The sequence below is a fragment of the Streptomyces sp. KM273126 genome (assembly GCF_004337435.2).
Taxonomy (GTDB): domain Bacteria; phylum Actinomycetota; class Actinomycetes; order Streptomycetales; family Streptomycetaceae; genus Streptomyces; species Streptomyces acidicola.
Genome location: NZ_SJXB02000001.1, coordinates 6,408,427 through 6,427,577, shown reverse-complemented (window position 1 = coordinate 6,427,577; position 19,151 = coordinate 6,408,427). Strand labels below are relative to the sequence as shown.

The following is a 19,151-nucleotide window of genomic DNA, read 5'->3' as shown; positions in this document are numbered from 1 at the left end:
GTAAGGACTGATGTCTGCGATCGGATCGAAGGCGCGGCGCGACCAGATCGTCCACCTCGCCACCACCACCGGTCTGGCGAGCGTCGACGAGCTCTCGCAGCTGTTCGGAGTGACGGCCTCCACCATCCGCCGTGACCTGGCGAAACTCACCACCGACGGGCGGCTCGCACGGACCTACGGCGGTGCGATGGCGCTGTCGGCCCACCCCGAGGCGTCGCTGCGGCAGCGGACCGGTGAGGCGTTCGAGGCGAAGCAGGCCATCGCACGGTGGGCCGCCGAGCAGGTGCGGCCCGGTGAGACGCTGCTGCTGGACGCGGGCTCGACGGTCGGCGCGCTCGCGCACGAGTTGCGCACCGCGGAGGACGTCACGGTGGCGACGACCGGGCTGACCGCGCTGCAGGCGCTCGCCGATGTGGAGACCGTCCACGTCGAGTGCCTCGGCGGTACGCTCCGCCCGCTCAGCCAGGGCTTCGTGGGTCCGCTGACGGAGGCGGCCCTGGAGCGGATGACGTTCGACCGGGTGTTCCTCGGCACGGACGGTATCTCGCCCGAACTCGGCATCTGCGAGGCGGATCTGCGGCAGACCCGTCTCAAGGAGCTGATGGCCGCGCGCGCCGACCATGTGTATGTCCTCGCACACGCGGCGAAGTTGGGGCGCCGGCCCTTCCACACCTGGACGCCGTTGGGCGAGGGCTGGACCCTGGTGACCGACGTCGACGCCGAACCGGGCGTTCTGGAGGCGTTGCGTGCCAGGGGTGTGATCACGGTCGTGACCGAACCGCAGTGGCACTCCGTCACTCCGGTGTGACCGACCACTCCGGTGTGACCGCCCCCCTCGCCGGGCACGGCGCACACGGCGCGACGGCATCACGTCACCGTCACCGGATGCCGCACCACCGCGTCGAACAGATAGCCCTGTGTGTTGGGCACGGCGGTGACCGGCTGGGTGACGCCCGCCGTGTCGGTGGCGCGGGCCAGCAGGTGCGTCGCGCCCGGCGTTTCGGGCGTCCACGGGAGGGACCAGCGCGTCCAGGTGCCGGCACGCGGCCGGTCGCGGAGGCGGGCGGGCCGCCAGCTCGCCCCGTCGTCGGTGCTGACCTCGACCTGCGCGACGGCTCCAGCGCCCGACCAGGACCGGCCGTGCAGCACCTGCCCGTCGCCCACCGTGAACCGCGCGCCGCTCGCCAGCTCGAAGGCGCTCTTGGGTGTCTGCCGGGTCAGCGGTGCACTGCCCTCCTCCGGGTAGGCGGGGCCGAACAGCCGGTAGAACGTGGTGTTCCACGGCGAGTACAGCGGCTGCGCGGACACCTCGATGTCACCGACCCACTTGATCGACGCGACCCCCACCCACGACGGCACCAGCACCCGCACCGGATACCCGTGGTCGTACGGCAGCGGCTCACCGTTCATCTCGTACGCGAGCAGCACGTCGTCCAGCGCCTTGGCCAACGGCAGCGGCCGGCGCACCCGGCCGAGGTTCTCGCCATCACTGACGTACTCGGCGTCCAGGCCACGCGGCTGCACGTCCACCGCGTGCGGGGACAGCCCGGCCTTGCGCAGCACGTCGGCCAGGCGCACCCCGCGCCAGCGCGCCACGCCGACCGCGCCGAGCGTCCAGGCGGTGCCGGTGACCGTCTCGCCCTGCTGCGTCGAGTAGTAGCTGCGCCCGTTTCCGGCGCACTCGACGGACACGGTACGGGTGACGGCGGGCAGGGAGCGCAGGTCGTCGTACCCGAACTCCACCGGCTTGTCCTCGCCGGGCGCGCCCCGCAGCCCGTCACCCCACAGCCTCAGCCGCCAGTCGTCGGCGTCCAGGACGGGGGTGGCGGTGTGGTTGCGGACGAAGAACAGCTCGTTGGGAGTGCGGTGGCCGGTGCCGCGCAGCGCCTCCCAGCGGGTCTCGGCGTTCGTGCCGCGCTGAATGAACCACTCGGGAGGCAACGGCTTGACGATCGGTGAGTCGGCGGCGCCGGCCGGGGACGTCGTACGGAGCGTGGTGGCAGCGGTCGCGGCGAGCAGGGTGAGCAGCCTGCGGCGCGTGACCCCGTCCGCTCTGGCCTCCCCGGCGAGCCACTGGCGCAGCCTGCGGCGGTCGTAGGCGGTTTCGTGGTGGGCGGTGGAGTCGGCAGCAGACATGGCAGGTCCTCCTCACCTACAGCCTAGGGATACCTGGCTGTGGCAGGGGGCATCCCTGGCCGGCTGCCCGCGACGCGACCAGCGGGACCCGGACGGGGAGGCGGACCGGAGGCCGCGGGGGGCGGGGCACATCACTGCCCCGCGCCGCTTCAGGCGGGCAGCCGCGGCACGCTGTCGATCAGGCGGCGCGTGTACGGGTGCGCGGGGTCGCCGAGCACCTGGGCGGTGTCGCCCTGTTCGACGACGACACCGCGTTCGAGGACGGCGGTGCGCTCGCACAGGGAGGCGACGACCGACAGGTCGTGGGAGACCATGACGAGGGTGAGTCCGCGCTCCTGCTTCAGCTCGGCCAGCAGGTCGACCACCTTGATCCGGGTGGTGACGTCAAGCGCGCTGACAGGCTCGTCGGCGAGCAGCACCCTCGGGTGGCACACGGTGGCGCGGGCGATCGCGATGCGCTGGCGCTGACCGCCGGAGAACTCGTGCGGATAGCGTTCGGCGGCATCGGCCGGCAGCCCGACCCGCTCCAGGGCCTCGGCCACCTTGGGCGCCGCCGTACGCCGCGTGTCGAGGCCGAGGGAGCGCAGCGGCTCGGCGACGATGCCGCCCACGCGCCGGCGCGGGTCGAGCGAGGAGTACGGGTCCTGGAAGACACACTGCACGCTGCGCCGGAAGCGGCGCATCTGCTCGCGGTCCCGCAGGCTCAGCACGTCACCGTCGAAGCGCACGGTGCCGGAGGTGGGCCGGGCCAGGCCGAGCAGCAGCCGCAGCAGCGTCGTCTTGCCCGCACCCGACTCACCGACGAGGGCGAGGCTCCGGCCGGACTCGACGGCGAGCGAGACGTCCCTGACGACCGGGGCGCCACTCCCCCGGTACCGCAGCGAGGTGTCGCTCAGCTCCAGCACGGGCGTCTGCACTTCGGGCGTCACCGCGGGCTCCTCAGGTCCTGCTACGGATGTCATCGGGCGCGCCTCGCGTCCAGGGCGGACTCCAGGCGCCGGGCGCTCCCCACCAGTGCTCTGGTGTACTCCTCGCGCGGTCGCCGCACGATCTCGCGGACGTCGCCCTCCTCGACCGCCCGGCCGTCCTTCATGACCAGGACGCGGTCGGTGACCCGGGCGACGACCGCGAGGTCATGGCTGACGAAGAGGACGGCCATGTCCCGTTCGCGTACGAGCGTGTCGATCAGGTCGAGCATCTCCGCCTGCACGGACACGTCGAGCGCGGTGGTCGGCTCGTCGGCGATGAGCAGCTTCGGCTCGCAGGCCAGCGCCATGGCGAGCGCGACGCGCTGGCGCTGACCGCCGGAGATCTCGTGCGGGTAGGCGCGGGCGATGCGGTCGGGCTCGGGCAGACGCACCCGCTCCAGTGCCCGGGCGACCGCCCGCTGGAGCTCGGCGCCCTTCAGGCCCTGCCGCCGGGCGAGGGGTTCCGCGATCTGCCGGCCCACGCGCATCAGCGGGTCGAGCGCGGTCAGCGGCTCCTGGAAGACGATGGCGGCATCCCGGCCACGCACCCGCGTGAGGTGTTTCTCGCAAGCGCCCACGATCTGGGTGCCCGCGAGTCCGATGCTGCCGGTGACGGTCATGCCGTCGGGGAGCAGTCCGAGCACGGCGAGTGTGGTCAGCGACTTGCCGGAGCCCGACTCGCCGATCAGTCCGAGCCGTTCGCCGCCCGCGACGGTCAGCGAAAGGTCGTCGACCAGGGTGTGCCCGTCCGCCGTGCGGATGGTCAGGCCGCGTATGTCGAGGAGGGTCATGACCGCCTCCGCCTGGTCGCCGGGTCGAGGGTGTCGCGCAGGCCGTCGGCGACGAGGTTCACGCCGATCACGAGCAGGACGAGCAGCACGCCGGGGGCGAGTGCGCCCGCGGGAGCCGTGGTGAAGGTGGCCTGGGCCTCCTGGAGCATGCGGCCCCACGAGGCGTTGGGCGGCGGCGCGCCCAGACCCAGATAGGACAGACCCGCCTCGGCGAGCACGGCCAGCCCGAACTGGAGCGCGAGGTTCACCACGAGGGTGGGCCAGATGTTGGGCAGCACGTGACCGGCCACGATCCACGGCCAGGAAGTGCCCGACGTCCGGGCGGCCGTGATGTAGTCCTGCGCCAGCACGCGCTTGACGAGGATGCGGACGACCCGTGCCACCACGGCGCTCTGGGCGAGGCCGATGGCGAGCACGGCGGATCCCAGTGTGGCCGAGCGTGCGGCGACGATGAGCATCGCGAGCAGCAGCGTCGGGAAGGCGATCAGGATGTCGAGGAACGCGGAGAGCGTGTCGTCGAGCCAGCCGTGTGCGAACGCGGCGAGCACGCCCAGCGTGACCCCTGCGACGGCCGCGATGAGTACCGACCCCAGGCCGGCCTCGACGGCGATCCGGGAGCCGGTCATCAGCTGTGTGAACAGGTCGCGGCCCAGCTTGTCCGTGCCGAGGAGATGGCCTGCGCCGGGCCCGGTGAGCCGCCCGCCGGAGGTGTCGTCGGAGGCGTACGGGGTCCAGAAGAGCGAGACCAGCGCCAACAGGACGATCAGGCCCGACAGGACGCACCCGGTGATCAGCGTGACCGAGCGGCGCCTGCCCGGCCGCTTGGCGGGCGCTGCCTGCGGTGCTTCGGACGAGGTCCGGAGGGTCTGCGTCATGGGGCGCCTCCCGAGAGCCTGCCGCGCAGCCGCGGGTCGATGATCCGCTGCACCAGGTCGGCGGCGAAGCCGATCAGCAGGACGGCGAGCGTGGACACGAACAACACGCCCTGGATGACGGGGTAGTCGTGCTGGGCGATGCCGGTCGCGAGCATCGAGCCGAGACCCGGCAGCGCGTACACCGACTCCACGACGACGGCGCCGAGCAGTGTCGAGGCGAGCTCGATACCGAGGACGGACACCACCGGCACGGAGGCGTTGCGCAGCCCGTGCCGCCACATGGCCCGCCCGAACGACGAGCCCAGGGCCCGCGCCGTGCGCAGATGGTCGCTGCCCAGGACGTCGAGCGTCGCGGACCGTACGTACCGGATCAGCGAAGCGCTCATGACCAGCGCGATCGTCACGACCGGCAGGACCAGGGAGCGGACGGCCTCGCCCGGCTGGTCCCAGCCGTCCGGCGGGAAACCGCCGGCAGGGAGCCAGCCCGCGTTCAGCGCGAACACGGCGACGAGGATCATCCCCAGCCAGAACACCGGTACGGCGATGCCCAGCTGGGACGCCCCGCTGAGCAGCGCGCCGTACCAGGTGTGCCGCTTGTACGCGGCGACGAATCCCGCCGGCACGGCGATGAGGACCGCCAGCAGGAACGCGGCGAGCGTGAGGGGGACCGTCACGTTCAGCCGCGAGCCGACCTCGGGCCCGACCGGCAGCGAGCTGACGAACGAGGTGCCGAGGTCGCCGGTCGCCAACTGGCCGATCCAGTGCGTGAACTGCTCGGGCAGCGGCCTGTCGGAGCCGATGGAGTGCCGTGCCGCCGCGATCTGCTCGGGACTCGCGCCCACCGAGGTGAGCGCGTTGGCGGGGTCGCCGGGCAGCATGCGCAGCAGCACGAACAGCACCACGCTCGCCAGCACCAGCGACACCAGCAGGAAGGCGAAGCGGCGCAGGAGGTAGGGCGCCATCAGCCCTTCTTCTTGATGTCGTATGCGAAGAACTGCGAGTTCAGGCCGTTGAGCGGGTAGCCGGACAGCTTGCTGTTCGCGACGACGATCTGCGGGTACAGGTACAGCCAGTCGCTGGCCGCGTCCTCCGCCGTCCTGCGGTTGACCTTCTTCAGCAGTTCGGTCTGCTCAGCCGTGCTGGATGCCTGCTCGGCCTGCTCGACCCACTTCGTGACCTGCTTGTTGTCGTAGCCCCAGTAGAAGTCGGGGTTGCCGTACCAGACCAGGTCGCGGTCGTTGACGTGCTCCTGGAGCGTGGCCGTGAAGTCGCGGTTCTTGTAGACCTTCGTGTACCACTCGTCGGCCGTGATCGTGTTGATCTTGACGGTGATGCCGACCTTCGCGAGCTGCGACTTGATGAAGGTCGCCGCGGTCGGGTGCGGGTCGTAGTTCGGGGTGTCGAGGGTGAAGGTGAAGCCGTCCTCGTAGCCGGCCTCCTTCAGCAGCTTCTTGGCGCGCGTGACGTCGTACGCGTTGACGCCGGTGAGGTCCTCGTACCAGGGGTCGGTGGGCGGCACCATGGAGCCGATGAGCTTGCCGTAGCCGCCCCAGACCGACTCGAGGAGCTTCTTGTCATCGATGGCGGAGGACACGGCCTGGCGGACCTTGACGTCCGTGAAGGGCTTGGCCCTGTCGTTGAAGGCGAGCAGCAGCTTGGTCGTCGAGTCGCCGTCGTTGACCTTGTAGTTCTGGTTGTTCTTGAACTGGTCGAGGGCGTCGGGCGACTGCTCGCTGGTGACGATGTCGACGGCGTTGGTCAGCAGCGCGTTGTTCAGCGCCGTGGCGTCCTTGTAGTAGTGGAAGACGACCTGCTTGTTGGCCGCCGCGTCGCCCCAGTAACCGGAGAACCGGTCGAGGCTGAGGGCGGAGCCGCGGGTCCACTTGTTCAGTTCGTACGGGCCGGTGCCGTCCTCGGTCGTCTTCAGGTTCTTCGCCTCGGAGTTGATGATCCAGACGTAGGAGAGGTTGTAGACGAACGAGATCGACTTCTGCGACAGCGTGACCTTCACGGTCCTGGCGTCGGGGGTGGCGATGTCCTTGACGACCTCGAGGTTGCTCTTGCGCGCGGACTGCGAGTCCTCGGCGAGCACCTTCTCCAGGCTGTACTTGACGTCCTCGCTGGTCAGCGTCTTACCGCTGTGGAACTTCACGCCGTCGCGCAGGGTGAAGGTGTACGTGAGGCCGTCGCCGCTGACCTTGTAGTCCTGGGCGAGCAGCTTCTCGACCTCGCCGTCGTCCGTGAGCCTGAACAGACCTTCGTAGACATTGCCGTTGAGGGCCTCGGTGACGCCCTGGCCGCCCCCCGCGGTGTTGTCGAGGTTCTGGGGCTCGTAGAGCGAGCCGATGTTGACCGTGGCGTCCTTGTCGTACGAGCCCCCGGAGGCGCCGGTGCCGCCCGCGCCTCCGCCGCAGGCGGTGAGGGTCACGGCCAGGACGGCCGTCGTGGCGGTGCCGAACAGGGACGTTTTCTTGATGCTCATGGGGATACACGCTTTCGTGCTGCCGTGCCGGAAGGCTGCGGGAGGCCCAGGGGAGGTGAAGAGCGGGGGGTGAGCGCGGTGATCGGTCGGGGCAGAGCCCGGTGGATCAGTGCTGCGCGGGGAAGCCGTCGCGGAAGACGGGGCGCGTCTCGCCTGCCTCGACGGGCAGGTGGAAACGGTTCTGCCGCGGCGGCATGGGACAGTTGTACTGGTCGGAGAAGCCGCAGGGCGGAACGAAGGCGCGGTTGAAGTCGAGGACGACGCGGCCTTCGTCGGCGGTCCGCTCGACGAAGAGGAAGCGCCCGGCGCCGTAGGTGGACTCGCCGTTGGTGGGGTCACCGAAGACGAGCAGCAGGGTCCCGTCGTCGTCGAAGGCACTCAGCGTGTAGGCGCGGCCGTCCACGGTGAGCGCTATGTCGCCGGGCACGACGAGGTCGCGGGTGCCGCCGTTGTCCCTGATGTGCTCGAAGGCGACGCGTCGGGCGTCCGTCACCGGGGTGTACGCGGCCTGAAGGACCCACGCCGGGTCGTACCGGAAGGCATCCGTGCGCTCGAAATGCCGGATCGCCGGCGACTGGGCGTCCCAGAACCGCAGGCCGTACTCGGGCTCGCCGGTGACGAGGTCCGTGCGCTCGACCGTGGTGACGCTCACGGTCTCCGGTTGTCCGGCACGGGCCGCGTCGAGGTCGGGGCGCTCACCGGAGGGAAGCCAGCGGGTTTCGACGAGGGCGAGGTTCCCGGTGGGTGAGGTGACCGACCTGTGCCGCTCGGCTCGCCACGCCTGCCAGGCGTCTGCGGGGTCCGGAGCCTGCTGGTCCGGAACGGCGATGTGGGACACGCTGCACTCACTCAGGTAGGACGTTCATCGGCTGTCACGCCACGAAGGTCACGCTGCGTGAATTAATGCCCAAAGCACATTCTTTATCGCCCATAAGGCAAGCTAATGTCAAGTCACGCTGTATCGGTGAAAACGTGGCCTCGCTCACGCCGACACGGCACGACATCACCTCACCCGCTGCCACCGGGTCGTACCCCGCCATCAACCGATCGGATGATGCTCCTTCGAGCGCGATGGCCGATGTCCGCTCCTGCCCCGCCCCGGCACGCTGGTCCGCATGGCAGTCATCGAAGTCAGCGGCCTGCACAAGGCCTACGGGGATAGGAAGGCCGTCGACGGTGTGTCCTTCGGCGTCGAGGAGGGCGAGATCTTCGGGATCCTCGGCCCCAACGGCGCCGGCAAGACCACCACCGTCGAGTGTGTGGAGGGGCTGCGGCGCCCCGACGCCGGCCGCATCCGCGTAGCCGGACACGACCCGGTCGCCGACCGCGGCCCCGTCACCCGCGTCCTCGGCGCACAGCTCCAGGAGAGCGAACTCCAGCCCAAGATCACGGTCCGCGAGGCGCTGGAGCTGTACGCCGCCTGCTATCCGGACCCCGCCGACTGGCGTGCCCTCGCCGAACGCCTCGGGCTCACCGAGCAGCTCGGCAAACGGTTCGCGAAGCTGTCCGGCGGCCAGAAGCAGCGCCTGTTCATCGCCCTCGCCCTGGTCGGCAACCCCCGCGTCGTCGTCCTGGACGAACTGACCACCGGGCTCGATCCACGCGCCCGTCGCGACACCTGGCGGATCGTCGAGGACATACGCGCGAACGGTGTCACCGTGCTGCTGGTCACACACTTCATGGAGGAGGCACAGCGCCTGTGCGACCGGATCGCCCTGATCGACCGGGGAAGGATCACCGCACTGGACACCCCGTCCGGACTGATCGAGCGCACGGCGAGCGGTACGGAGATCTCGTTCCGGCCGTCCGCCGAGCCGGACATGGAGCAACTGGCCGCCCTGCCGTCGGTCGTGTCCGTCACGCACAAGGACGGCCGGGTCGTGGTGGGCGGCACCGACGAGACCGTCAACGCCCTGCTCTCGCTGCTCGCCGCCCAGGGCATCACCGCGCACCAGCTCCGTGTCACCGAGGCCACCTTGGACGACGCCTACCTCGACCTGACGGGAACGGACACATGACCGCCATCACCCACGCCCGCCCCGCCGCCGTCAAGGGCAGCGCCACCGCCGTCCTCAAGGCCGAGGCACGTCTCTTCCTGCGGGAGCCCGGTGCCCTCTTCTGGATCCTCGCCTTCCCCACGGTCCTGCTCTGCGTCCTGGGCTCCATCCCCTCCTTCCGGGAGCCCTCGGCCGATCTCAACGGGCTGCGGGTGGTGGACCTTTACGTCCCCGTCGCCGTCCTGCTCGCCGTGATCATGTCCGGCCTCCAGGCCATGCCGCCCGTCCTCACCGGCTACCGCGAGCGGGGCATCCTGCGCCGTATGTCCGTCACCCCGATGCGGCCGAGCGCCCTCATCGGTGCGCAGATCGCGCTGCACGGCGCCGCCGTCGCGGTCTCGGCTGCGCTCGCCCTCGCCGTGGGCCGGATCGTGTTCGACGTGGCCCTGCCGCGCCAGTTGTCCGGGTACCTGGTGGCCTTCACGCTCGCCGCCCTCGCCGCTCTGGCGCTCGGCAGCACCATCTCCGCCGTCAGCCGTACGACGAAGATCACCCAGGCGGTAGGGTCGGTGGTGTTCTTCCCGGCGATGTTCACGGCCGGTGTCTATCTGCCGGTCTCGACCATGCCCGAAGTCCTCCAGCGCATCGTGGACCTCACGCCGTTCGGCGCCGCCGCGCAGGCCCTCGACGCGGCCGCCGCGGGAGACTGGCCGAGTGGGACGCACCTCGGGGTCACGGCGCTGTGGTCGGTACTGCTGATCGCCGCGGCCCGACGCTGGTTCAGGTGGGAGTAGCGCGTATATGGCGATGACGCTCGAAGAGCGCTGGGCGCAGTTCCTGCGGTACGGCCCGTACGCCATGCTGGGCCTCGCCACGCTCATCGGCGCCGTGACCGCCCAACTGTTCATGTCCCGACGGGAGATGTACGCGGCTGGGGTCCTGTTCCTCGCCTCGCTGGCTCTCCAGGTGTGGTGGACCCGGGCCGTTCCCCGGCTGCTGGCGAAGGAGTCGGCCGACGGCCGCTCCGAGGCCGGGCAGTGCGTCGATGCGGCCGGCGCCGGTGTCGCCGTCGGCGACCGGGTGCTGCCCGAGGGGACCACCGCGGGGCGCGTGTACTTCGTGGTGCGTACCGCCCTCGCCTTCGCCCTCACCTGGCTGAACCCCTTCTTCTCGATCTACGCGTCCGTCGGCTACTTCGAAGCCGGGCGGCTGTTGCCGCCGCGCGCCGCGCGGGCCGGGCTCCTGGTCACCGCGGTCACCCTGGCCGGCTCACAGTCCGGCGGACTGCCGCCCACCTCACTGATGCAATGGGCCGCCTTCGGCGTGCTGCTCGCCGTGAACGTGGTGTGTGTGATCTCCATGATGCACCTGGAGGAGAAGGAGGCCGAGAAGACCGCCGAGCGGGCCGAGAAGACCGCCGCCCTGGAGAAGGCTCTCGCCGAGAACGCCGTCCTGCACGCCCAACTCGTCGTCCAGGCACGGGAGGCGGGCGTCGCCGACGAGCGCCGCCGGCTCGCCGCGGAGATCCACGACACCATCGCCCAGGGCCTGACCGGCATCATCGCCCAGCTTCAGGTGGTCGCCTCCACCACCAACCCGGAGCTGGCCCGCGAGCACCTGGACCGTGCCCAGGCGCTTGCCCGCCAGTCCCTGGGCGAGGCCCGGCGCTCCGTGCACAACCTCTCCCCCGCCGCCCTGGAGCAGGACACGCTCCCCGAGGCACTGAAGACGACGGTCGCCGAGTGGTCCGAACGTACCGGGGCTGCCGCCCAGTTCACCGTGACCGGCACCGAGGAGCCCCTGCACGACGAGGTCGCCGCGACGCTCCTGAGGATCGCGCAGGAAGCCCTCGCCAACACGGCCAAGCACGCCCGCGCCGCCCGCGTGGGCGTCACCCTCTCCTTCATGGGGGATGAAGTCACCTTGGATGTACGGGACGACGGGCACGGCTTCGACCCGCTGGCCGTGGCGCCGCGCAACGGCACCGGTGGCTTCGGCCTCGACGGGATGCGGGCCCGCGCCGAACGCGTCGCGGGCGCCGTCGCCGTCGAGTCGGAGCCCGGCCAGGGTACCGCGATCAGTGCCCGCGTACCGTTGGTGCGCCATGACTGACCGGATCATCACCCTGCTGATCGTCGACGACCATCCCGTCGTACGGGACGGTCTGCGCGGCATGTTCGCCTCCGATCCCGGCTTCGACGTCCTCGGCGAGGCCGGCGGCGGGGTCGAGGGGGTCGAACTCGCCCTGCGCCTCGACCCGGACGTCGTCCTCATGGACCTGCGCATGCCCGCCGGTGGCGGGGTCGAGGCCATTGCCGCACTCACCGGGCGCGGTGCCCGGGCGAAGGTCCTCGTCCTCACCACGTACGACACGGACTCCGACACGATCCCCGCGATCGAGGCGGGCGCCACCGGCTATCTGCTCAAGGACGCGCCCCGCGAGGAGTTGTTCACGGCGGTCCGGGCCGCCGCCGAAGGGCGCACCGTCCTTTCCCCCGCCATCGCCTCCCGCCTGGTCTCCGCCGTCCGCAAGCCCGCCGTGCCCGCGGACGGGGTGCTGTCGGCCCGCGAGCGGGAGGTGCTCGAACTGGTCGCCAAAGGCACGTCGAACCGTGAGATCGCCCGGGAACTCTTCATCAGTGAGGCGACGGTCAAGACCCATCTGACGCATCTGTACGCCAAGTTGGGGGTGAAGGACCGGGCGTCCGCGGTGGCGGCGGCCTACGATCGCGGCATTCTGGGCTGAGCCCCCGATCCGTGCTCCTTCATTCTCTTTCTTGCTCTTTCATTGCCACGGACACCTTGACAGCGTGCGTACTGTTTCGCGAAGTTTGAGCCCGCCGGACAGTTCGGCAGTCCAGGCAGGGGTGGGACGCGGGACATCGCGTCGCGGGGGGAGACCGGGGGGTCGCCATGTGTTCCATGTGTTCTGTGAGCAATGATCCAAACGCCTTGAGAGCCCGCGCCGCGACCGACAGGTCCCGCGCTGAGCGCGCGGAAGGGCGGTTGGCCTGACGTGGAGTTCACCAACCACCGGCCCGAGGAGCTGAACGCCTCGCTGCGCCGGACCTGGCACCGGCTGATGGATGAGTCACCCGACTACGGCAACCCCTTCCTGGGACCGGAGTTCGCGGCCGGGATCGGCGCGCACCGGGGTGGGGCGCACGTGGCGGTCCTGCACGAGGGCGGGGAGCCCGTGGGCTTCTTCCCGTACGAACGCAACGCCTTCGGCGTGGGCCGGGCCATCGGCCTCGGCCTCTCCGACTGCCAGGCCCTCGTCCACCGGCCGGGCGTCACCTGGGACGCCGGGGAACTGCTGCGGGCCTGCGGTCTGTCCGTCTTCGAGTTCGACCACCTCGTCGAGGAGCAGAAACCGTTCGGCAGACATGTCACGGGAACGTTCGCCTCACCGGTGGTCGACCTGAAGGACAGTGGCGACGGCAGTTACGCGGAGTGGCTGCGCGGCACGTACCCGGGGCTGGCCAAGACGACGCTGAAGAAGGAGCGCCGCCTGGGGCGGGACCTGGGCGAGATGCGCTTCGTGTTCGACGAGCGCGACCCGCGGGTGCTGCGCACGCTCATGCGGTGGAAGTCCGCCCAGTACCGCAGGACGGGACGGATGGACCGCTTCGCGCGGCCGTGGATCGTGGACCTGGTGGACCATCTGTTCCAGGTGCGCAAGGAGCACTTCACCGGAGTGCTGTCCGTGGTGTACGCAGGCGACCGTCCGGTGGCCGCGCACTTCGGGCCGAGATCGCGCACCGTCCTCGCGGCCTGGTTCACGGCGTACGACCCCGGGCTCCGCTACTACTCGCCCGGGCTGATCATGCACCTCCGGATGGCCGAGGCCGCGGGCCGGGACGGGGTGCGGGTCATGGATCTGGGGCGCGGCGAAAAGGAGTACAAGGACTGGCTCAAGACCCGCGAACTACGCGTGGGGGAGGGGTTCGCGACCCGCCCCCACCCGGTGGCGGCGGCACTGCGGATGTGGCGCAGACCGGTACGCGGCCTGCGGAACACGGTCCTGGCCCACCCCGCGCTGAGAGAACCGGCCGACCGCCTGCTGAAGACGGTCGGCACGCTCCGCACATCGGGCGGGGCGGAGGCCGGCGGAGCGGGGGCTCGCACACGCTGAACACCACAAGTCACCGTACGAGGCGCACACCTGGGACGGGGGAAACGGGCACGATGAACGTCGAGGGGTTCACCGCGGACGGGTACGGGGAGGTGCGCCGGGTCTTCCAGCAGTTGGTGGACGAGGGAAGTGAAACGGGCGCGGGGCTGTCGGTCTGGCGTGAGGGGCGTGAGGTCGTCCGGCTCAACGCCGGGTGGGCCGATGTCGGGCGGAGCCGTCCGTGGCGGGCCGACACCCTGGTCATGCCGTACTCCCTGTCGAAGACGTTCGTCACGCTCGCGGCCCTGGTCGCGGTGCGCGATGGGGCACTGACGCTGGACGAGCCGGTCGCCGAGCACTGGAGGGAGTACGGAGTCCGGGGCAAGGAGCGGACGACCCTCCGCCACGTGCTCACCCACCAGGCCGGCCAGCCGCGTTTCCCGGCCGAAGCCGCGGGCCTCGATCTGCTGGACGACGCGGGGCTGCGGGACAGCCTGGCGCGGGCGGCGCCGGAGTACGTGCCGGGAACGGCCCTCGGAGAGCACGCCCTGACGTACGGTCACCTGGTCGACGGCGTCCTGCGCTCGGCCGCGGGGACGACGCTGGGGGCGATGTTCAACGACGTCGTACGCCCCGCGCTGGATCTCGATGCCTGGTTCGGGTTGCCGGACCCCGCCCTGGACCGCGTCGCCGACCTCGAACACGCGCACCCCGACTGGCCGCGACAACTCCATGCCGCGCCCTGGCTCGGCATACCCCACGGTGCCCTGGAAACGGAGCGGACGAACTCCCGGACCTGGCGGCAGTCGGTGTTCGGCGCGGTCAACCTGCACACGACGGCCACCACGATGGCGGCCTTCTTCTCCCGCCTCACCAGCGAGCACGGACCCGTGTGCCGACTGCTGGGGCCGGAGCTGCACAGTGAGCTGCTCGCCTCCCAGATCACGGGCCACGACGAGGTGTTCGGCACCCGGATCACATGGACTCTCGGCCTGGTCCGCGACAAGGGAAAGATCGCCAAGGGGGGCATCGGCGGCTCCGCGGCATGGTGGTCACTGCGGCACCACCACGCCTGCGCCTACCTCACCCGCCGTCTGGACGACCACTCCCGCGCCGCCCGGATCGCCACGGCTCTGGGTGACGACCTGACCGTGGTGGGCGAGGACTGAGCAGAGCGCTCGTTTCCCGCGCCGCCCTCCTCCATTGCCAAGTCCTAGGCGCATTCCGCACGTTCGCTGAGCGATCCCTCGACCCGCCACGTACTAAGAGTCCTAGCAGTCAAGGAACCCCCGAGTGCCCAGCGGGACGAACGAGGAAGGGCGAAGATGGGAACTCTGGCTCTGAGCTGGTCCATTGCGACGGTGGCCGCTCTGGTCGCGGCAGTCAGCGCGGTCCGGGTGATGACGACGAGCGGCGACACCCGGTTCGCGGCGGGCGGTGACCTGCTGATGGGGCTGTGCATGGCAGCGATGGCCCTGCCCGCGACGGCGGCCTGGTACGGAGGATCCGGCATGTGGTGGGCGGTCGCGTTCGCTCTCCTCGGGCTCGGCGCCGTCGCGATGGCCGTCAAGCACACCCGGGAACGCGGCTGGAAGCAGGGCCGCCACTGGGTGCACCTCATCGTCGGCAGCGCCGGCATGGTGATCATGACGTTGGCGATGACCACCACGCCGTCAGGTCCGGTGCTCGCACTGGGCCACGGCGCCATGGCCGGCATGCCGGGGATGGCGGGCATGCCGGAGATGGCGGAGACGGCCGGCACGGAGCACGCTGCCGGAAAGGGCGGCATGGCCGACATGGAGTCCATGCCGGGAATGGAGTCCATGCCGGGGATGGACATGGCGGGTATGGGCGCCCGTGGCTCGGCTGTCGGGGCCGAGGCATCGTCGTCATCCTCCGTCTGGCGCTTCCTGATTGCCGCCCTGGCCGCCTACTTCCTGCTGTCGATCGCCGCGTCCGTATGGGCACGCGTCCGCGGTACCTCGGGGAACGGTCTCCCCGGAGGCCGCGAGAGCGGTCGGCGCCGCGGCTGGGGCCGTTGGCTGCTCGCCATGCCTGACACGGTCGTCGTGTTCCTGGTGTCGCTGACGGTCTCCGTGTGGGACAAGGCCCGCACGGAGGAACGAGGCCGCCATGGGGGCCGTCGTCGCAGGGCCGGCGCCGCGCCGGAGGCAGCTCTCGCCGCGCACATCGGCATGGGCGGAACCATGTCCGCCATGCTGCTGATGATGGTGATGTAGCGGCCGCACCCGGCCACCGTGGTGTCATTCCGCCAACTCCGCTAATTCATTTAGCGTTACGCTGCTCCTGGCACCTCGCCAACCGGGAGCCCTCCGCTCGTTGCGGCGGCCCCCCGGCGCACAGGAAGAACGAGCCGGGGCTCCCGGGAGGAGAGGTGCAGCCTGCGGGGGCCTTTCGCGGATCAGAGCCCGCAGGCCACCAGCAGGGGAAGAAACGGCGCGGTGGCAGTGGCCGCCAGGATGCCCAGCCGTGTCGCGCGGCGCGGGCGGGGCTGCGGGGTGAGAACTCGCCGGAGCCGGATCAGCGCGCCGGTCCCTCCGGCCCCCAGAGCCGCCTGCGGCACCCGGCCGGCCGCCACCTCGCACATCGCGGCGGCCAGCACCTCCCGCCGATGGAAGCGCAGGGCGCGGTCGTCCGCGATCATCTCCACCAACAGCGCCGTCTGCTCCTTGGCGTGGCGGGCGAGCGGCAGACCGGGGAAAGCTCGGGAGAACGCGTCCGTCACCAGGTGGAGCAGATAGTGCCTGCCCTGGATGTGCGCGCGCTCGTGTTCCAGAACGGCCTGCAGCTGGTCCTCGGACAGGGCGTCCAGGGCACCCCGGGTGACGACGACCCGACGGAAGCGGCCGGGCAGGCAGTAGACGGCCGGGACTTCGTGGTCGACGACGGTGGCGCCGTACTCGGGCGCCGGCTCTCCGACGAGAGTGAGGAGGTCGACGTGGCGCTGCCGTGCCCGGTGCGCCCGCCAGGAACAGCGTACGAACCAGCCGGCAGGCAGCAGCACGACCACGGCGGGGGCGGCGAGCGCCAGGACGTCGGCCAGGGTGGGCGCGGACCCGCTCGCCGGGGCGCCGGTGACCAGGCCGCAGACGGTGAGCAGCCCGACGATGCCGTTGTGCGCGTGCTGCTCGGCAATGGCCAGGTGGTACACCGCGAGAGTGGTGGCGACGACGAACGTCGCCACCAGGCCCTGCCAGGCGGCGACCGCGAGAGCCGGGGCGCGGTGGGCCCAGCGCGCCCGGGACAGCAGGGCGGGCACCGCGACGCCGACCAGCACGGCGTATCCGGCCAGCGCGACGACTGTGGTCATGCTTCGCTCCGCCTCCTGACCGTTCGCAGGGCCGAGCGCAGGGCGTCCGTCTCCTCCGGCGTCATCTGTTCCAGGAAACTGACGAGGGTCCCGGCCGGGTCCGGGTTGCTGCCGAGGGCCTCCTGCATCAGGGCCGCCGTGTACTGCTGGCGCGTGCACGTGGGCTCGTACACCCAGGCTCTGCCCTCCTTGTGCCGCTTGAGCATGCCCTTGCCGTGGAGGATGTCGGCCACGGTCTTGACGGTGCTGTAGGCGAGGGGCCGCTGTTTGTTGATGTCCGTCAGCACGTCGCGTGCGGTGGCCGGACGTCCCCACGCCCACAGGCGGTGCATGATCTCCGCCTCCAGCTCCCCCAGCCGACGCACGGCCGCTCCTCTCGTCTGCGGAGAACGACAAACCCTCCGGCACCAGTGAGGGTTCATCGTAGGTCGCCGGGTGCGCCCGTCCATCCCCCCGCACCGACAATGCCAAACGGCTTAGTAGTATGGCGGAGTCAGAGAACGACCAGTGACGGGATTCCGGTGAAGGCGAGCACGTACGTACGCGCAGGAGGCGCCCTCGGGCACCTGCTGCTCGTCGTGGTGCTCGCCCTGGGTGTCTTCGCGATGCACAGCATGGGGCATCCTCAGGACTCGTCCGGCTCCGCGACGAGCACCGCGTCCCACGCGACGACGATGGATCCGGCCGCCAAGGCCCACGCCCCCAGGAGTGCTCCCCCGGCTCCGGGCACGGGCGCGGACCGGCATGTGACAGATCCGGCGGATCCGTCACATGCGCCGACGACGCAGACCACGCACCAGCCGGCCATGGCGATGGACATGCTCTCGCTGTGTGTGGCGGTCCTGTTCGGCGCGTGGGTGCTCGCCGCGCTCCTCAGGTCGGCGTTCGCCCGCGACCAGGACCGGCCGGCGGAGCTGCTCGCCCAGGTCGCCGCCGCCATCCGGCCCAGTCCCCCGCCACGCAGACCCGATCTCGCCCGTTTGTCAGTTCTGCGGCTGTAGGCCGAACCGCTCTCGCGGGCGCGCACCAGGCGCGGCCCCGCGGATGCGCGTACGCCTGCACAGCCCACCAGAACCGATACTTGAGGTGAATCGACCATGACTTCCTTCATTCGCGCCCTGCGCCACAGCTCCTCCCGCCGTATCGCCGCCGTGGGCGCCGTCACCGCCGGCGCCCTGCTTCTCACCGCCTGCGGGGGTGACGACATGAGTGACATGGACCACGGCAGCGGCAGCAGCTCGGCGTCGGAGTCGGCGCCCGCCGGGAACGGCGCCGGGGCCGCGAGCTTCAACGACACCGACGTCACCTTCGCGCAGATGATGATCCCGCACCACGAGCAGGCCCTGGAGATGGCCCAGCTCGCCGACGGACGCGCCTCCGACACGGAGATCAAGGACATCGTCGGGAAGATCGAGAAGGCCCAGGACCCCGAGATCGCGACGATGAAGGGCTGGCTCGGCTCCTGGAAGCAGCCCACCGCGATGGAGTCGATGCCCGGCATGGACCACGGCGGTGACGGCATGATGTCCGACACGGACATGAAGGACCTCAAGGCCATGAAGGGAACCGAGTTCGACAAGATGTTCGCCCAGATGATGATCGACCACCACAACGGCGCGATCACCATGGCCAAGGACGAGCAGAAGAAGGGCAAGAACTCGGACGCCGTGAAGATGGCCGGTGACATCGTCAAGGGCCAGTCCGCCGAGGTCAAGCAGCTCCAGAGCGTCCTCGACCGCCTCTGAGGCTCCCGGCGCGCCCATGCTCGGGCGCGCCGCCACACCGTTCGCCCGGGCTCCGCCGCGCACGCGCCCCGCGGAGCCCGGGCGACCCCCTGCCCCTCTGCCTGTGCGCGGGTGCCGTAGCCGGTGCGCCCACTGCCATCCCTCCGAGGAGCCATGCACCAGCACCTCACCACGCCCCATATACCCGTACGGGGTATAGTGACCGCCCAGGCTCACCCACAGTTCGGACGCTCGCGATGACGGTACGAGAGTCGACCTGGTCGCGGACCGGCACCGCCGGCCGTCGGCTGAGCGGCATGCTCCTCACGCTGTGCGCCGTGCTCGCCGTCCTGCTGCACCACGAGCTGCCCGGGACGCCCGTCACCACAGCGTCGGCACCCGCGGTGCACCACGCCATGTCCGGACCCGCCTCGGCCTCTTCCGCCCACACCCGGGCAGGCCCACCCGGACCAGACACTTCCGCGCAGCACACGGCGGCACACGGCGGCGACGGTGCCGTCTGCCCCTCCATGGCCATGGAGTGCTCCGCCGCAGGCGTCAGCGCCGTACAGCTCGCGGCGCCGCCCGAGTCGCCGGTCCCGGCCGTCCCTGCCGAGTACGCGACGGTCGCGGGCGTGGACATCGCGCGGTCCGTGAACCGTGGGCCACCCGATCTGTCCGTCCTCTCCCAACTGCGCATCTAGGCCGTATCCCCCGGCTTCCCGCGTCCCCG

20 protein-coding genes are annotated in these 19,151 nt (G+C 70.8%); 11 read left to right on the top strand and 9 right to left on the bottom strand.

What is annotated here, in order from left to right; all coding sequences use genetic code 11:
* Positions 1–10 precede the first annotated feature (10 nt).
* A complete protein-coding gene (locus E0500_RS27505) occupies positions 11–808 on the top strand; it encodes a DeoR/GlpR family DNA-binding transcription regulator (RefSeq protein WP_131572287.1) in 798 nt (265 codons plus the stop codon).
* 59 nt (positions 809–867) lie between these two features.
* Here E0500_RS27505 and E0500_RS27500 read toward each other — a convergent pair whose 3' ends face one another.
* The 7 genes from E0500_RS27500 to E0500_RS27470 form a co-directional block, all read right to left on the bottom strand.
* Positions 868–2,136 (bottom strand): sulfite oxidase, encoded by a 1,269-nt coding sequence (locus E0500_RS27500; protein WP_181587151.1) that lies wholly within the window; start codon positions 2,134–2,136, stop codon positions 868–870.
* Positions 2,137–2,285: 149 nt separating this feature from the next.
* Positions 2,286–3,053, bottom strand: coding sequence for an ABC transporter ATP-binding protein (locus E0500_RS27495; protein WP_399120264.1), 768 nt, complete (start codon positions 3,051–3,053; stop codon positions 2,286–2,288).
* 41 nt (positions 3,054–3,094) lie between these two features.
* Positions 3,095–3,895 carry an ABC transporter ATP-binding protein gene (locus tag E0500_RS27490; RefSeq protein WP_131557424.1) on the bottom strand — a complete coding sequence of 267 codons (801 nt, stop codon included), beginning with the start codon at positions 3,893–3,895 and terminating at the stop codon, positions 3,095–3,097.
* Positions 3,892–4,770, bottom strand: a complete 879-nt coding sequence (locus E0500_RS27485; RefSeq protein ID WP_131557426.1) for an ABC transporter permease — start codon at positions 4,768–4,770, stop codon at positions 3,892–3,894. Before E0500_RS27485 ends, E0500_RS27490 begins: the two co-directional genes overlap by 4 nt.
* Positions 4,767–5,732 (bottom strand): ABC transporter permease, encoded by a 966-nt coding sequence (locus tag E0500_RS27480; RefSeq protein ID WP_131557428.1) that lies wholly within the window; start codon positions 5,730–5,732, stop codon positions 4,767–4,769. Before E0500_RS27480 ends, E0500_RS27485 begins: the two co-directional genes overlap by 4 nt.
* The gene (locus tag E0500_RS27475) at positions 5,732–7,252 is read right to left on the bottom strand and encodes an ABC transporter substrate-binding protein (RefSeq protein WP_131557430.1); all 1,521 of its coding nucleotides are present in this window, start codon (positions 7,250–7,252) and stop codon (positions 5,732–5,734) included. The genes E0500_RS27480 and E0500_RS27475 overlap by 1 nt, the downstream gene beginning before the upstream one ends.
* 106 nt (positions 7,253–7,358) lie before the next feature.
* Positions 7,359–8,105 carry a DUF1684 domain-containing protein gene (locus tag E0500_RS27470; RefSeq protein WP_131557431.1) on the bottom strand — a complete coding sequence of 249 codons (747 nt, stop codon included), beginning with the start codon at positions 8,103–8,105 and terminating at the stop codon, positions 7,359–7,361.
* A 262-nt stretch (positions 8,106–8,367) separates the two neighbouring features.
* On the opposite strand from E0500_RS27470, the gene E0500_RS27465 reads away from it, so the two are divergent.
* From E0500_RS27465 to E0500_RS27435, 7 genes are all read left to right on the top strand, one after another.
* The gene (locus E0500_RS27465; RefSeq protein WP_131557433.1) at positions 8,368–9,270 is read left to right on the top strand and encodes an ABC transporter ATP-binding protein; all 903 of its coding nucleotides are present in this window, start codon (positions 8,368–8,370) and stop codon (positions 9,268–9,270) included.
* On the top strand, positions 9,267–10,043 hold the full coding sequence (locus E0500_RS27460; RefSeq protein ID WP_131557435.1) for an ABC transporter permease: 777 nt from the start codon (positions 9,267–9,269) through the stop codon (positions 10,041–10,043). Before E0500_RS27465 ends, E0500_RS27460 begins: the two co-directional genes overlap by 4 nt.
* A gap of 7 nt (positions 10,044–10,050) precedes the next feature.
* Positions 10,051–11,361: a sensor histidine kinase gene (locus E0500_RS27455; RefSeq protein WP_131557437.1), complete on the top strand. Its 1,311-nt coding sequence runs from the start codon at positions 10,051–10,053 to the stop codon at positions 11,359–11,361.
* Entirely contained in the window at positions 11,354–11,995 is a 642-nt protein-coding gene (locus tag E0500_RS27450) for a response regulator transcription factor (RefSeq protein WP_131557439.1), read from the top strand. Before E0500_RS27455 ends, E0500_RS27450 begins: the two co-directional genes overlap by 8 nt.
* A 270-nt stretch (positions 11,996–12,265) precedes the next feature.
* A complete protein-coding gene (locus E0500_RS27445; RefSeq protein WP_131557441.1) occupies positions 12,266–13,384 on the top strand; it encodes a GNAT family N-acetyltransferase in 1,119 nt (372 codons plus the stop codon).
* A 53-nt stretch (positions 13,385–13,437) separates the two neighbouring features.
* Positions 13,438–14,532, top strand: a complete 1,095-nt coding sequence (locus E0500_RS27440) for a serine hydrolase domain-containing protein (RefSeq protein WP_131557442.1) — start codon at positions 13,438–13,440, stop codon at positions 14,530–14,532.
* Between the two features lie 156 nt (positions 14,533–14,688).
* On the top strand, positions 14,689–15,603 hold the full coding sequence (locus tag E0500_RS27435) for a DUF5134 domain-containing protein (protein WP_258572953.1): 915 nt from the start codon (positions 14,689–14,691) through the stop codon (positions 15,601–15,603).
* 182 nt (positions 15,604–15,785) lie between these two features.
* On the opposite strand, the gene E0500_RS27430 is transcribed toward E0500_RS27435, so the two are convergent.
* The gene (locus E0500_RS27430) at positions 15,786–16,694 is read right to left on the bottom strand and encodes a M56 family metallopeptidase (protein ID WP_131557444.1); all 909 of its coding nucleotides are present in this window, start codon (positions 16,692–16,694) and stop codon (positions 15,786–15,788) included.
* A complete protein-coding gene (locus E0500_RS27425) occupies positions 16,691–17,059 on the bottom strand; it encodes a BlaI/MecI/CopY family transcriptional regulator (RefSeq protein ID WP_131557446.1) in 369 nt (122 codons plus the stop codon). The genes E0500_RS27430 and E0500_RS27425 overlap by 4 nt, the downstream gene beginning before the upstream one ends.
* A 156-nt stretch (positions 17,060–17,215) precedes the next feature.
* Here E0500_RS27425 and E0500_RS27420 point away from each other — a divergent pair, with 156 nt between their 5' ends.
* From E0500_RS27420 to E0500_RS27410, 3 genes are all read left to right on the top strand, one after another.
* Positions 17,216–17,695: a DUF6153 family protein gene (locus E0500_RS27420; RefSeq protein ID WP_131557448.1), complete on the top strand. Its 480-nt coding sequence runs from the start codon at positions 17,216–17,218 to the stop codon at positions 17,693–17,695.
* 96 nt (positions 17,696–17,791) lie between these two features.
* On the top strand, positions 17,792–18,439 hold the full coding sequence (locus E0500_RS27415) for a DUF305 domain-containing protein (protein WP_131557449.1): 648 nt from the start codon (positions 17,792–17,794) through the stop codon (positions 18,437–18,439).
* 236 nt (positions 18,440–18,675) lie between these two features.
* Positions 18,676–19,122, top strand: a complete 447-nt coding sequence (locus E0500_RS27410; RefSeq protein WP_131557451.1) for a DUF6153 family protein — start codon at positions 18,676–18,678, stop codon at positions 19,120–19,122.
* The last annotated feature ends 29 nt before the right edge of the window (positions 19,123–19,151 follow it).

Bases quoted from the DNA above. Each gene is read 5' to 3' on its own strand.
- E0500_RS27455 (WP_131557437.1), top strand. From the start codon at position 10,051: ATGGCGATGACGCTCGAAGAGCGCTGGGCGCAGTTCCTGCGGTACGGC.
- E0500_RS27480 (WP_131557428.1), bottom strand. From the start codon at position 5,732: ATGGCGCCCTACCTCCTGCGCCGCTTCGCCTTCCTGCTGGTGTCGCTG.
- E0500_RS27450 (WP_131557439.1), top strand. From the start codon at position 11,354: ATGACTGACCGGATCATCACCCTGCTGATCGTCGACGACCATCCCGTC.
- E0500_RS27505 (WP_131572287.1), top strand. From the start codon at position 11: ATGTCTGCGATCGGATCGAAGGCGCGGCGCGACCAGATCGTCCACCTC.
- E0500_RS27460 (WP_131557435.1), top strand. From the start codon at position 9,267: ATGACCGCCATCACCCACGCCCGCCCCGCCGCCGTCAAGGGCAGCGCC.
- E0500_RS27410 (WP_131557451.1), top strand. From the start codon at position 18,676: ATGACGGTACGAGAGTCGACCTGGTCGCGGACCGGCACCGCCGGCCGT.
- E0500_RS27485 (WP_131557426.1), bottom strand. From the start codon at position 4,770: ATGACGCAGACCCTCCGGACCTCGTCCGAAGCACCGCAGGCAGCGCCC.
- E0500_RS27440 (WP_131557442.1), top strand. From the start codon at position 13,438: ATGAACGTCGAGGGGTTCACCGCGGACGGGTACGGGGAGGTGCGCCGG.
- E0500_RS27430 (WP_131557444.1), bottom strand. From the start codon at position 16,694: ATGACCACAGTCGTCGCGCTGGCCGGATACGCCGTGCTGGTCGGCGTC.
- E0500_RS27490 (WP_131557424.1), bottom strand. From the start codon at position 3,895: ATGACCCTCCTCGACATACGCGGCCTGACCATCCGCACGGCGGACGGG.
- E0500_RS27475 (WP_131557430.1), bottom strand. From the start codon at position 7,252: ATGAGCATCAAGAAAACGTCCCTGTTCGGCACCGCCACGACGGCCGTC.
- E0500_RS27465 (WP_131557433.1), top strand. From the start codon at position 8,368: ATGGCAGTCATCGAAGTCAGCGGCCTGCACAAGGCCTACGGGGATAGG.
- E0500_RS27500 (WP_181587151.1), bottom strand. From the start codon at position 2,136: ATGTCTGCTGCCGACTCCACCGCCCACCACGAAACCGCCTACGACCGC.
- E0500_RS27435 (WP_258572953.1), top strand. From the start codon at position 14,689: ATGGGAACTCTGGCTCTGAGCTGGTCCATTGCGACGGTGGCCGCTCTG.
- E0500_RS27415 (WP_131557449.1), top strand. From the start codon at position 17,792: ATGACTTCCTTCATTCGCGCCCTGCGCCACAGCTCCTCCCGCCGTATC.